This window comes from Paenibacillus cookii, from assembly GCF_018333375.1.
In the GTDB taxonomy this organism is placed as follows: domain Bacteria; phylum Bacillota; class Bacilli; order Paenibacillales; family Paenibacillaceae; genus Paenibacillus_AQ; species Paenibacillus_AQ cookii.
The window spans coordinates 35588-49154 of the sequence record NZ_BORW01000020.1; the positions used below are offsets into that span (position 1 = coordinate 35588).

The 13567-nt window shown below is 55.9% G+C and carries 12 protein-coding genes; 5 read left to right on the forward strand and 7 right to left on the reverse strand.

Annotated features, from left to right (window positions below; all coding sequences use genetic code 11):
- Window positions 1-113: 113 nt before the first annotated feature.
- Together KI367_RS17165 and KI367_RS17170 are read left to right on the forward strand one after the other, a co-directional pair.
- Entirely contained in the window at window positions 114-1436 is a 1323-nt protein-coding gene (locus KI367_RS17165) for an NCS2 family permease (protein ID WP_212951120.1), read from the forward strand.
- A 25-nt stretch (window positions 1437-1461) separates the two neighbouring features.
- On the forward strand, window positions 1462-3234 hold the full coding sequence (locus tag KI367_RS17170) for an adenine deaminase (RefSeq protein WP_212951122.1): 1773 nt from the start codon (window positions 1462-1464) through the stop codon (window positions 3232-3234).
- Between the two features lie 98 nt (window positions 3235-3332).
- Here the strand turns inward: KI367_RS17170 and KI367_RS17175 are convergent, their stop codons facing one another.
- The 3 genes from KI367_RS17175 to KI367_RS17185 form a co-directional block, all read right to left on the reverse strand.
- The gene (locus KI367_RS17175) at window positions 3333-4298 is read right to left on the reverse strand and encodes an alpha/beta hydrolase (protein WP_246537040.1); all 966 of its coding nucleotides are present in this window, start codon (window positions 4296-4298) and stop codon (window positions 3333-3335) included.
- Window positions 4299-4452: 154 nt separating this feature from the next.
- Window positions 4453-4908, reverse strand: coding sequence for a hypothetical protein (locus tag KI367_RS17180; protein ID WP_212951124.1), 456 nt, complete (start codon window positions 4906-4908; stop codon window positions 4453-4455).
- Between the two features lie 12 nt (window positions 4909-4920).
- Entirely contained in the window at window positions 4921-5475 is a 555-nt protein-coding gene (locus KI367_RS17185; RefSeq protein ID WP_212951126.1) for an NAD(P)H-dependent oxidoreductase, read from the reverse strand.
- A 182-nt stretch (window positions 5476-5657) separates the two neighbouring features.
- Between KI367_RS17185 and KI367_RS17190 the strand changes: the two genes are divergently transcribed.
- A complete protein-coding gene (locus tag KI367_RS17190) occupies window positions 5658-6293 on the forward strand; it encodes an HlyD family secretion protein (RefSeq protein WP_036706245.1) in 636 nt (211 codons plus the stop codon).
- Between the two features lie 18 nt (window positions 6294-6311).
- Window positions 6312-7856 carry a DHA2 family efflux MFS transporter permease subunit gene (locus KI367_RS17195; RefSeq protein ID WP_212951128.1) on the forward strand — a complete coding sequence of 515 codons (1545 nt, stop codon included), beginning with the start codon at window positions 6312-6314 and terminating at the stop codon, window positions 7854-7856.
- A 282-nt stretch (window positions 7857-8138) separates the two neighbouring features.
- Here the strand turns inward: KI367_RS17195 and KI367_RS17200 are convergent, their stop codons facing one another.
- On the reverse strand, window positions 8139-9395 hold the full coding sequence (locus KI367_RS17200) for an alkaline phosphatase (protein ID WP_212951130.1): 1257 nt from the start codon (window positions 9393-9395) through the stop codon (window positions 8139-8141).
- A gap of 254 nt (window positions 9396-9649) precedes the next feature.
- Between KI367_RS17200 and fumC the strand changes: the two genes are divergently transcribed.
- Window positions 9650-11038 (forward strand): class II fumarate hydratase, encoded by a 1389-nt coding sequence (gene fumC / locus KI367_RS17205; RefSeq protein ID WP_036706241.1) that lies wholly within the window; start codon window positions 9650-9652, stop codon window positions 11036-11038.
- A 145-nt stretch (window positions 11039-11183) separates the two neighbouring features.
- Here fumC and KI367_RS17210 read toward each other — a convergent pair whose 3' ends face one another.
- The 3 genes from KI367_RS17210 to KI367_RS17220 all read right to left on the reverse strand — a co-directional run bounded on the left by KI367_RS17210 (window position 11184) and on the right by KI367_RS17220 (window position 13563).
- Entirely contained in the window at window positions 11184-12404 is a 1221-nt protein-coding gene (locus KI367_RS17210; RefSeq protein WP_212951132.1) for an MFS transporter, read from the reverse strand.
- Window positions 12405-12567: 163 nt separating this feature from the next.
- Window positions 12568-13155: a TetR/AcrR family transcriptional regulator gene (locus KI367_RS17215; protein WP_212951134.1), complete on the reverse strand. Its 588-nt coding sequence runs from the start codon at window positions 13153-13155 to the stop codon at window positions 12568-12570.
- A gap of 252 nt (window positions 13156-13407) precedes the next feature.
- Window positions 13408-13563 (reverse strand): hypothetical protein, encoded by a 156-nt coding sequence (locus KI367_RS17220; protein ID WP_197069894.1) that lies wholly within the window; start codon window positions 13561-13563, stop codon window positions 13408-13410.
- Window positions 13564-13567: the final 4 nt, after the last annotated feature.

The window sequence follows — 13567 nt, forward strand, 5'->3', positions numbered from 1 at the left end:
ACTATGATATTGCACAAAGTTCGCTTTTTCCTTTGACGCGTTCAAAATGTACATGGTATAGTTACAAGGCAGAAGACGAAAACACAACCAGACAAAGGAGTCCTCCAGCAATCATGAACAGCACGAGATTATCTTGGTTAGACCGCTTTTTTAAGCTCAGCCATTATAAGACGAACGTGAAAACCGAAATTCTCGCCGGTCTCACCACGTTCGTCACGATGGCATACATCATTGTCGTCCAACCGGACTTGATGAAAGCCGCAGGCATGGATCAGGGTGCCGTCATGGTAACGGTGCTGCTGGCATCCGGCCTGTTCAGCATTATTATGGGACTTTACGCGAAAAGGCCGTTTGGCGTAGCGCCCGGCATGGGCGGAAACGTATTTTTTGCCTACAGCATCGTGGCCGCGGGCCTCGCGACATGGCAGCAGGGACTCGGGATGGTGTTCATCTCCGGCGTGGTATTCCTGCTGCTCACCTTCTTGGGGCTGCGCGAAACGATATCCCGCATCATTCCTAAAAATATCAAGCATGCCATTGGCGCGGCCGTCGGTTTGTTCATCATCGGCACCGGCTTTGCCAATGCAGGCATCATCGTACAAAACAAAACCGGAACGCTCACGCTCGGCAGCTTGCATTCGCCGACCGTGCTGCTTTCCCTGATCGGGCTGGTCATCATCATCGGCCTGATGGCGCGCAAATTAAAGGCGGCCGTTTTCATCGGGATCATCATCACGTCCGCCATCGGGATACCGATGGGCATCACGAAGCTTCCGCATTCCTTCGGGGATTTATTTTCCCTGCCGCCGGATCCGTCTTCGATCATCTTTCAGGTCGATATTCCCGGTGCCTTGAAGCTTGCGTTTTTCCCGCTGATGTTCACCTTTTTCACCGGTGAATTTTTCTCCACCATGGGCACCGTGCTCGGCGTAGGAGCGAAAGCGAACCTGCTCGACAAGGAAGGGAATCTTCCGGATATCAAAAAGCCGTTTATCGTCGACGGGATCGCGACGGTGGGCGGATCCTTGCTCGGACAAACGACCATCACGACTTACATTGAATCCGCAAGCGGCGTCGAAGCCGGCGGACGCACGGGCCTGACTGCCGTCACGACGGGGGTTGTGTTCCTGCTCGCTTTGTTCGTTACGCCGCTCATCCTGCTCATTCCTAGCGCGGCTACGGCTCCGGCCCTGATCGTCATCGGCTTGTCCATGCTCGCCACGCTGAAGAACATCGATATGGAAGAATGGGAAGAATTCCTTCCCGCTTTGCTCACCGTCATCTCTGCGGGACTTACGTTCAGCCTGGCGAACGGTATCGTATTCGGCATTTTGTCTTACGTCGTCATCAAAGTATTCCTGGGCAAATTCCGCGATATCCATATCGGGTTATGGATTTTGTGCATTCCGCTTATCTACTACCTCTGGCTCAAATAATCTGGGATAAGGAGATCGATTCAGCATGAACCGCAAACTTATTGCCGCCGCGCGCGGCGATCATCCACTGGATTTAGCGATCAACAACATTCGGCTGGTCAACGTTTTTACCGGCGAAATTTACCCGGCTGCCATCGGCATCGCGGACGGCACCATCGTTCACGTCACCGCGCCGGGCGAAACGGAGCTTGAAGCCAACGAAACCATCGACGGGCAAGGCAAGTTCGCCGTTCCCGGACTGATCGATACGCATTTGCACATCGAAAGCAGCATGCTGACGCCGGCCCATTACGCGGAAGCCGTGCTGCCTCACGGCACGACGCTGATCGTGACCGATCCGCATGAAATCGGCAACGTCCTGGGCGAGGAAGGCGTTCGTTACATGGTCGAAGCCAGCAAGGTGCTGGACCTGCGCGTCATGACGCTGGCGCCGTCCTGCGTGCCGTCCGCCCCCGCGGTCGAAACGGGCGGAGCCGATTTCACGCCCGAGGTCATCGAACGCATGTTGACCTGGGACGGCATCGACGGCGTGGCCGAAGTGATGAACTATCACGGCGTCATTCACGAGGACCCGCGCATGATGGGCATCCTCGAAGCCAATGAACGCGCCGGCAAAATTCCGCAGGGACACGCGCCGACGGTCGTCGGCCGCGAGCTGTCGGCTTACCTCGTCGCCGGGCCGGACTCCGACCATGAATGCCGCACCATGGAAGAGGCGATCGCCAAACTTCGCGCCGGCATGATCGTGGACATTCGCGAAAGCTCCTTTTCGCTGAATATGGCCGAAGTCGCCAAGGCGATCGCCGGCAAAGGGTACCTGCCGAACGTTACGCTTTGCACCGATGACGTGCTGGCATCCGACCTGATCGACCGGGGCCATATCAATCACGTCGTGGTCCGTGCCATCGAAGAAGGCATTCCGGCCGTGGACGCCATCCGCTATGCGACGCTGAACGCCGCGAACCGCCTGAACCGCAAGGATGTCGGAGCCATCGCTCCGGGACGCCTTGCCGACATCGTGCTGGTCGACGCGCTTGAAACGATGAACGTCTCCGACGTTTTCATCGGCGGCGAAGCGATCGTCAAAGAAGGCAGGCTGATCAAACGCCAGCAGCATCTGGAGCCGCCGCAGGCGTATTTGCAAACCGTGCACCTGCCGGAAATCCACGCCGACGATTTGCGCCTCGACGTCGACGACCCGAACGCCACCGAAGCGCGCGTACGCGTCATCGAATACGATTTTGCGCCCGGCCTTCCTACCGGATTCATCGAAACCGTGCTGCCGGTCAAAGACGGACAGCTTGTCCCGGAAGCATATGACGGACATAAAGGGCCTCTGAACCGCGTTGCCGTATGGCATCGCCACGGGCTGAACAACAATAAGGCGCTCGGGCTGACGGCAGGCTTCGGCATTATCGAAGGCGCGGTAGCGACGACGGTTGCCCATGACAGCCACCATCTGGCCGTGCTTGGCGTCAACACCGACGATATGGTCATGGCGGCCAACGAGCTGCGCAAGCGCAACGGCGGCATGATCGCCGTCAAAAACGGCAAGGTGATCGCATTCCTTCCGCTCCCGCTTGCAGGGCTGATGAGCTTGGAGGAAGGCGAAACCTTCGCGCCGAAAATCAAAGAATTCATCGAGATCATCCAGGCCGAAGTCATGCCGGGCAAAAACCCGATCCACCGCATGATCGTCGTCACGCTCCCGGTCATTCCGGCAGCCAAAATTACCGATCTTGGCTTGGTGGACGTCAACAAGCAGGAGCTTGTCCCGCTGATTATCGAAACCAAATAATCCTTTGAACCATAAAAGCCCCCGGGACCGCGCCGGACGTCCAACGTCCTTGCGGTTCGGGGGCTTCTTTTTTGATCCGGCGCCGATTGCTGTTTTGGTTACACGACCGGCTGGTTTTCCGCTTTTTCCGGCACAGGGGACAAATAGCGCTCCACAAACCGCCTTATGCGATGCGCATATTCCTTCTTGTCCACAAAATAGGCATTCGCATGGACCGCGGCAGGCACGACATACAAATCGGTTTCCCCTCCGGCCGCCGCTGCGAGGCGATGAACCATTGGAAAAGGAACAAACGCGTCCTTGTCTCCATGGATGAACAAAATGGGAAGGCGCGTTTTGGCGACCTGCTTCAAGGCCGAACCTTCACCGAAAAAATAACCTGCCCGGAGCTTGCACACCAGACTGGTTACAGGCAAAAGCGGAAACGGGGGCAGCTTGTACATCTGCTTCAGCTGGTACGTCAAAATGTCCTTGATCGAAGTGTAGGCGCAGTCGGAGACGATGCATTTTACCTGGTCGGGGAGCTGCTCGCCGCTGGCCATCAGCACCGTTGCCCCGCCCATCGAGACGCCGTGCAGCGTTATCTGCATGTCGGGCCCGCTTCGCTCCAAAATATAACGGATCCACTGCACGACGTCCCTGCGGTCATGCCAGCCGAAACCGATGTAATCGCCGCCGCTTTGCCCGTGTCCGCGGTTATCCGGCATCAGGACATGGAAACCCATGTCGCTGTACAGCTTGGCGAAAGCGCCCATTTCCCGTCCTTGGCTGTTATATCCGTGTACCACGATCGCCGTCCGGTTCGACGGCCGGGGCGCAGGGATGTAATATCCCGTCAGCGGCAGCCCGTCCTCTCCTTGAATATGCACGGTCTCGACAGGCTGGCTGCTCAGCCATTCCTCCGCGTGTTCCCACGGATGATCCATTTTTACCAGCGCCGGATCGGTTTCCAGGAAATCTTTCCGGCTTCGTTTGATGCCTACATTATAGAAATATATGCTTGCTCCGAAAAGAAGCAGCAGGATGACGATCACGCATAAAAAGACGATCATTGCCGCGGTCATGTTTTCCTCCTTACCGAAATTGCGATCGAGCCACTGTAAATATGTACCTTTTAAAAATACCACTTGCCGCGGCCTTTCACAATGATTGCCCCAATCAAAAAAACAGCCCGCGGCTTATGTCCGCTGCGGCTGCTTTTTGGCTCGGAGCTCCGCTTCAGGAGTCTCCTTTATTTTGCTGTTTGCGCGCCATGGCCCGCAGCGCTTCGCGGTAAGCATCGTCGGAGCTGGGGTCCGGCTTGGCTTCGGCCTTCTCCTGCCGGACTTCTTCCGGAGCATACCCCGCAAACTTGCGCAGAGCCTCGCGATAAGCCCGGTCCCCTTCGCTTGCGGACCGGTGCGCCTCCGATTCGGCTTCCGCCAGCGCCGTCCGGTCCGCGGCTCTTGGCGCGACCGTCCTTGAAGGTTCAGACGGAGCCGCGGCCGGGGGCCCGACCTCCGGAGGAAGATCCTGAATGGACATCGCAGGCGGAGCTTCGGGCGTTTCAGCCGCTTCTTGCTTTGCAGGTTCCTTTATTTCCTTGCGTTTGCCGGCCCGTTTGCCGGCACGGGAGTTATAGACGAAAAGAAAAACAAGCGCTGCAATGGCGAGCGCCACGAATGCAATGACCATCGTTCATTCACCCTACCTTGAGGCCGATGAAGCAACCAGCCGTTTGGTTACCTCAGCCACCCGTCTGCCCAAAGCGCGCCCAAGGATCAAGTCGTTTTCGCTTGGCAGGTTTTTCGGATCGTCATCGGACAGCTCGACGGGGCAGGTGACGCCAACGCCGTAATAAGAGCCGTACAGGGCATTTTCCGGAATGTCGCTCGGGAGCCCGACGATGATCATGCCGTTATGAAGCATCGGCGTAATCAGGTTGATTAACGTCGACTCCAGGCCGCCGTGAACGGTAGCGGTCGTGCAAAATACGCCGCCCACTTTTCCGATCAGCTTGCCCTGGGCCCATAAATACCCCAGACGATCGATCCATGTTTTCAGCCCGGCGCTGATCGTCCCGAAATGCCCCGGGCAGCCCCAGATGATGGCGTCCATGCCTTCCAGCTTGTAAATATCCGCCTCATTGACATGGGCAATCTCCGTTTCCGCTCCTTCGACTTCGCGGGCGCCTTCGGCCACGGAACGGGCAAGCGCTTCGGTATGTCCGTTTTCGCTGTCATAAACCACGTATATTTTCATGCGGATGATCCCCCTTACTCATGCTTTGATTCCTTATTTATCCCCATTCCCTTTTCATTTATCCATAGGCATGGCGGCCGGATGCAAAAATCGACAATGCTGAATATGCTTTCCCCATTTAGGGGATGCTCACTTTATCTGGCTGCAACCAGCTACCCAAGATTAGGAGGAGACTAACACGTATGAACTCTCGCGCACTTCTCGTCAATGTTCTTGTCGTCATCATCGTGCTCGCGTTGGGCGGTGCGGCGATCTACTATTACAACCAGACGTCGAATTACGTGAAAACCGACAATGCGCAGGTAACGGGACAGGCCGTTTCCATTAACGCGCCGGCGGCCGGAAAGCTGGCGAGCTGGAACGGGCAGGTCGGGCATTATTACCAAACGGGCGAAGTGGTGGGAAGCATCGTCGCGCAAGGAACCCGCACGGACATTACGTTTCCGCTCAGTTCCACGATCGTACAGCAGAACGCTCTTCCCCATACGTATGTCGCGCCCGGCACGACGCTGGCAAGGGCTTATAATTTGAACAATCTGTGGATCACCGCCAACATTGAAGAAACGAAGCTGGACAAAATCAAAGTCGGACAAACGGTCGACGTCTATGTCGATGCCTTTCCGGATACGACGCTGACGGGCAAAATCGATCAAATCGGACTGGCGACCGCTTCGACGTTTTCGATGTTTCCAACGACGAATTCCAACGCCAACTACACGAAAGTGACGCAAGTCGTTCCGATTATTATCACGATCGAAGGCTACAAAGGTCTCGGGCTCGTTCCCGGCATGAACGCTACCGTCCGAATCCACATTTAGCGAGGGGGCTTTCCTGCCATGGCAAACGCAAAGGAATTTCATATGGGGCGAACGCTCACCGTCTTGCTGCTGGGAGCCTTTGTCTCCATTTTGAACCAAACGCTTCTGAACGTGGCCATCCCCCATTTGATGAATGAATTCAACGTGTCGGCCACGACCGTCCAGTGGCTCTCCACCGCGTATATGCTCGTGAACGGCGTGCTCGTGCCGGTGACGGCGTTTCTGATCGAATCGTACGGAACGCGCGCCTTGTTCATGTCCGCCATGGGCCTTTTTACCGCCGGGGCGGTCATATGCGCCGTCAGCAACTCGTTCGTGATCATGCTCGTCGGGCGGATCATTCAGGCGAGCGGCGCGGGCATCATTATGCCTGTCGTCATGAACGTGTTTCTGACGGTGTTTCCCCCGGAAAAACGGGGAACCGCGATGGGGACGATGGGCATCGCCATGATGTTCGCCCCCGCGGTCGGCCCGACGCTTTCCGGCTGGATCGTGGAGCATTACACGTGGCGCATTTTGTTCATCATGGTCATCCCGCTTGCCGTGTTGGACATTTTGTTCGCTTTCCGGTGGCTGACGAACGTCAACAAGCTGACCAAACCGAAGTTCGATTTTTGGGGAGTCGTCTTTTCCACGCTTGGTTTCGGCGTGCTTCTGTACGGCTTCAGCTCGGCGGGAGACAAAGGCTGGACAAGCGGGATCGTGCTTGGCTCGCTGTTCGTCGGCCTCGTCTTTATCGCGTTGTTCGTCGTGCGCGAGCTGAACATGAAGGTTCCGATGCTCGATTTTCGGGTGTTCCAGTACGATATCTTTACGTTTTCCACCATTATCGGCGGCCTGGTCAACATGGCGATGTTCGGCGCGATGCTGCTGCTCCCGATTTACCTGCAAAACATCCGGGGCTTCACGCCGCTCCAGTCGGGGCTGCTATTGCTGCCCGGCGCTTTGCTGATGGGCGTCATGTCGCCGATCTCCGGCGCGATTTTCGATAAAACCGGGGCCAGGCCGCTTGCGATCGTCGGTCTCATCATCACGGCGCTGACGACGTTCGAATTCAGCAAGCTGACCTCGGACACCACCTTCTCCCACCTGATGCTGCTGTACACGGTGCGCAGCTTCGGCATGTCGCTGATCATGATGTCCGTGCAGACCGAAGGACTCAACCAGCTTCCCCCTCGGCTTGGGGCCCATGGCACGGCGATGTCCAATACGATGCGGCAGGTGGCCGGTTCGATCGGGACGGCGCTGCTCGTGACGGTCATGTCCACGCGCACGACGATCCACGTTGAGCAGTCGGCGGAGCTGTATACGCCAAACAATCCGTTTTTGACCGAAAACTTGGCCGCGGTCAGCCAAAACATCTCCGCCGCGGCCGGTGTGCCTGCCGAAACCGGATACGCCCTGGCGCTTCAAAGCGTCATTGGCGTCGTGACCGAAAAGGCAACGATCGAAGGGATCAACGACGCCTTTATCGTGGCGACCTGGATCGCCGTCATCGCATTGGTGTTGTCCTTCTTCCTGCGCCGGGCGCGGAAAGGCAAACGGGCCAAGCCGGCGAAATAAAATTCCGAACGCCCAGGAAGGCTTGATGACGGAAAACGCTCCCGCATATGGGGATACCCCCCGCGTGCTGGAGCGTTTTTTTGTTGCCCAAAGCGGCGGGACGAAGCCGGGCATGCCTCCATCGACGCCACGAATTTTATCCGCAAGTTCAAAAAAAACGAGGGGCCGACTCCGATCCAATACCGGACCGTCGTCCGCGCCGAACGCCCCCGCGAAGAAGCGAGTTTGTAGCGCTTGCCCCTCATACGAACCTGCATTCCGGGAAGGAACGGCAGGTTTTCTTTATTTTTTCACGCCCCATGCTTTCAGGATCGCGTCATGCACGTACGTGTTTTCGTGCACGCCCGTAAAGAGCTCCGCGCCGCTTCCCATGGCCGTCAGCGGAATGTCCGCCCCGGTATGCCCGGAAGTCGTCCAATCGACGTAAAACTGCTCTTTCGAGCCGTAAATGCTGAACGGTCCGTCCTCTTTCGAAATGCCGTCGCCGGATTCGTCTTTCTCGTCGACGGGCTCGAGCGAAAAGCCGCCGGTTTCATGGTCGGCCAGCACCAGCACGAGGGTGTCCGGGTGCTTTTTCGCGAATTCTTTGGCGACGCCTACCGCTTTGTCCAGCTCCTGCCCGGCTTTGATCGTCAGCTTCGCGTTGTTTTCATGCGCCATTTCGTCGGTTCCTTCCTCTTCAACCATCAGGAAAAAGCCTTTTTTGTTGGTGGACAGCGTGTCCAGCGCCTTTTGCGTCATGTCTTTAAGCGAAACGACAGGGTTGTATACGTCCCCTTCGCCTTCCGGATTTTGCTGGAACATCTCCTCGTTGGCGAACAGCCCGAGGATTTTTCCGTTTTTCGCCTTTTGCAGCTCTTCTTTGCTCGTTACGTATTGATAGCCGAGTTTTTTCGCGTGATCGACAAGATTGCCTTCCGTGCCTTTGCTTTCTTCTTTAGGATCTTCGGCCGGATGATCCGGGAATTTGCCCGGATTTCCCGCAGGGTACCAGAAGTCTTCTCCGCCGCCGAGCAGCACGTCGACTTTGCTGTTATCCAGATACTGTTTGGCGATTTTGCTTTGCTGCGAACGGTCTTCGACGTGAGCGCCGAATGCGGCCGGCGTGGCGTCCGTAATTTGGCTCGTCGTCACGAGGCCCGTCGATTTGCCGAGGCCTTTTGCCGCTTCAAGCAGCGTTTTGGCCGGTTTTTTGTTGGCGTCGACGCCGACCGCGCCGTTATACGTCTTCACGCCGCTGGCGATCGCCGTGGCGGCTGCCGCGGAGTCGGTCACCGCCGACGTGGAGTGGGTACGCAAAAATGCGGAATAAGGCATGTCGTCCATCTGCAGCTTGCCGTTCAGACCCACCGTGTTCAAACGAATGGCATCGCGCTGGGACGTTCCCATGCCGTCGCCGACGAACAAAATGACGTTTTTCGCTTTGGCGGGCGGCGCCGCGTTCCCTTTCGCTTGAACGGCTCCCCCGGATACGATAAGGCTGGCTGCCGCCGTCAGGCACAGCGCGGCTTGCACGATACTGCGTTTCTTTTTGCTCATCATAATTCCTCCTTCATATCGTTCCTGCTAGGGTTAGTATAGAAGGCAACTATGAAAAGAAATGAAGAGAAATGTAAACGCAATGTTTAATTGCATCCTTTTGCTCGCGCGCTTTCTTTTTTTCAATTTCAACTGGCCGGGAGATTATGATATATTTCATATGGAGACAGGTCCGTTTCTTGCGGCCGGTTTCGGCCCGGTAACGAGCCTTGGAATCGAATATGAACTCACGAGTGGTGAAGGAGGAAATGCAAGTGGAATTCAGAATCGAAAAAGACACCATCGGCGAAATTAAAGTTCCCGCGGACAAGCTGTGGGCAGCCCAAACGCAGCGGAGCTTTGAAAATTTCAAAATCGGTACGGAGAAAATGCCGCTGGAGCTGATCCGCGAATTTGCGATCCTGAAAAAAAGCGCGGCGCTCGCGAATAAAGAGCTGGGCAAACTGAACGCCGAAAAAGCCGATGCGATCGTGGCGGCGGCCGACGAGGTGATCGAAGGCAAGCTGAACGAACACTTCCCGCTGGCCGTATGGCAAACCGGAAGCGGCACCCAATCGAACATGAACGTCAACGAGGTGATCGCGAACCGCGCCAACCAAATGCTGCAGGAAAAAGGCAGCGAGCAGCGCGTGCACCCGAACGACGACGTCAACAAATCGCAAAGCTCGAACGACACGTTCCCGACAGCGATGCATATCGCGGCCTTGATTGCCGTCGAGGATCAAGTCCTCCCCGCAATCGCCAAGCTGAAGGAAACGTTCCGCACGAAAAGCGAAGAGTTTATGGATATCATCAAAATCGGCAGAACGCATCTGCAGGACGCCACTCCGCTTACGCTCGGCCAAGAAATCAGCGGCTGGCACCGGATGCTGGAAAAAAGCGAAGGCATGATCCGCACAAGCATCGAATCGCTGCGTGAGCTGGCCATCGGCGGAACCGCGGTCGGCACGGGCATCAATGCGCATCCGAAATTCGGCGACATGACGGCGGCCAACATCAGCAAGCTGACGGGCAAAACCTTCACCTCCGCCGCAAACAAATTTCATGCCCTCACCAGCCATGACGAGCTCGTGTATGTTCACGGCGCGCTGAAAGCGCTTGCCGCCGATCTCATGAAAATCGCCAACGACGTGCGCTGGCTGGCCAGCGGTCCGCGCTGCGGCATCGGGGAACTCACCATCCCGGCCAACGAACCGGGAAGCTCCATCATGCCTGGCAAAGTGAATCCGACCCAAAGCGAAGCGATGACGATGGTCGTCTGTCAGGTGATGGGCAACGATGCGGCGATCGGCTTTGCCGCCAGCCAAGGCAATTTCGAGCTGAACGTGTTCAAGCCGGTTATCATCTATAACTTCCTGCAGTCTGCGCGTTTGCTCGCCGATGCGATGGTGTCCTTCAACGACCACTGCGCGGTCGGCATCGAACCGAACCGTGCCGTCATCGAGCGCAACCTGAACCAGTCCCTGATGCTGGTCACGGCGCTGAACCCGCATATCGGCTACGAAAATGCCGCAGCGGTTGCCAAACTGGCGCATAAAGAAGGGCTGACCCTGAAAGAAGCCGCCCTGAAGAGCAACCTGCTTACCGAAGAGCAGTTCGACGCCGTCGTGCGTCCGGAACAAATGATTCATCCGAAAGAATAAAGGAATCTTGATTTAGCAATAAATCAGCCCGTCCGGAATGGACGGGCTTTTGTGGTTGGGCTAAACTTTAAGCGTTTGAAGCTCCTAGGGCATGCCTCCATTCGTTCCGAATCGCTTTGATTCGGCTAGCCCACCCGACACACGGTTACGCAGATACGCTTCGGCGCTTTCCCGTCAGCGGCTTCCCGCTGCGCTGGGCATAATATCGGGCGAACTTCACGGAATATGCCAGCATGTAAACGACCAGCAAGGAAGCAAGAATATTCAGAACGATCAGCGACACGTTCATATCGAAGAAATAGGTCAGCACGCCGGTGCCGACGACCGGAACGATGAATCCCGAATATCCGGCGAAATAAAAGGTCGAAACGACCTTCGACCGGGCTTCCGGGTTCGGCAGTTCCCCGGCCAGGCGCAAACTGACCTGGAACGTCCATCCGCTGCCGAGCGCCTGAATCAAAACGCCCGCCCAGAGCAAGCCGATGCTTCCGGTCGAACCCGAAAAGACGACGAGCCAGGCCCCAAGGGACAGCAAGGCGATGCCTACGCGCAGACGGTGGACCGGGTGTTTGACGAACGGCAGCAGCTGCAGCAGAGCGCCGCCTCCAAGCAGCAGCAAAATCAGTAGCCCGGATACCGACAAGTTCGACGAATGAAGGACGCCTTTCACAAACGAAGGAATCAAGGACAGGATGATGCCGTTCAGCGTAAACAACGTAAAAATAGGCAGTGCGCTGAAGGACCAGAACGGACGGCGAATATCGTCGGGAACCCCGAGGGAAACCGGTGCCGGGGGCGTTTTGGCAAGCTGCTTGCGAGCCTCGAAGTCCCGGTCTTTTAACGTTTCAAGCGTGATCAGCCCGCTGAGCAAAAACAAAGTCAAGATCCAGAACGGCACCCTGAGCGGCATCAGATGGAGATATTGAATGACTAGTCCGGTTATGGCCGGTCCCAGACCAAATCCGACGGACACCGTCATTCCCGATAACATAAGCGCCTTGCCCGTTTGCTCCTTGGGGGTTTGCTGCAGCAGGAAGGCCACGGACGTTCCCGTAAAGATGCCGTACGCGATGCCTTCCAAAATTCTGGCGGCATAGACCAGCCACGCCTGCTGGCTCCCCATAAAGACAAGCGTGGCGAGGATGGATAACCACATGCTAAAGCGCAAAACCCTTTTAAGTCCCCAGCCGCTCCCTCTGGACCCGGAAATGAGCAGGGACGGGAGCAAAAACAGCGCATAAACCGCAAATAGGACCGTGATTTGCAAACTGCTTAACCGATAATGCTCCTGATAAAGCGGAAATAAAGGCGAAGTAAACGTCGTCCCGATGGACATCATCAGAATAACCCATAACATGCGTTTCATAAGATTCTCTCCTTTTTTGGAATGTTCGTTCAAGAAAACGAGACAAAAAATCGTCTATCGCCCCCACTTTCAAAGATTGACAGACGTATTTTTGCAAATTTCAGAAAAGCGTTGTTGACGAAAAAAATACTTGAATGATGATTCACAAATTAGTCAAAAAAAATTAGAAGACCGCCGAAACCGCGACTTTGCAAAAATCCTCCATCACGCTGCGCTCCGCCGCGTTCCGGGCCATCACGTGCAGCCCCTGCTTGATACCGGACAGGAAACGCGCCAGCTCCCGCGGGCTATGCTTGCTTTTCAGGCAGCCTTTATTTTGAGCGCGCATCAGAAAGCTGAAAAACAACGATTCCGTGTTCATCGCATGCGCCTCCAGGCGGCGCGCCACGTTCGGCACGTTCGCCACCGGCCCGAGCGTCGTATTCGTCATCAGGCAGCCGCGCCCGCGCGCCGCGTTGTTCATCGACACGTCGATGACCTTGGAGAAAAAGCGCTCCAGCTGTTCGCGCGGCGAATCGCTGTCCTCTTTTAAAATATAATTGTAATTTTCGTCCGCCCGCTGGCTGAACCGGTCGAGGCAGGCCAAAAACAGCTCGTGTTTATCCCCGAACGTATCGTAAAGGCTGCCCCGGTGAATGCCCAAATGATCGCATAAATCCTGGATGGAAGTGCTTTCGTAGCCTTTTTCCCAAAATAGCTCCAGCGCTTGGTCGACGGCTTTTTCCTGGTCGAATTCTTTATGTCTGCCCATGGCTTTGCCCTCCTTTTCGTGTCTTATACTATAATTTTTCTTGAACGATAAGTCAAGTATTGGACAGGGAAGATTGATAAATGGGCTGCAATAAGAGCGGAAGAAAGCAACTACAAAGCCAAACAGGGGTGTCCCGACGGGTTTCATAGACCCGAAAGACACCCCTTGCAGCCGTGATTCCACATGTTTAAGTAAAACATGAGCCTCAGAACGGCAATCTAGCTATGTTTTGTCCATAAAGTTCGCCGCCAACTACTCGGATTGCTGCTCGCCGAACGCCTCTTTCGCGTCTTCGACCATTTCCTTCGCGAATTCCTCTCTTTGCTTGTCAGGCACCGGCATTTTGTTCAGTTCGGTTCTTTGCACTTCATATTTGCTTGGCTCTTGGGAATTGTTGTTGTCAACCATTCGA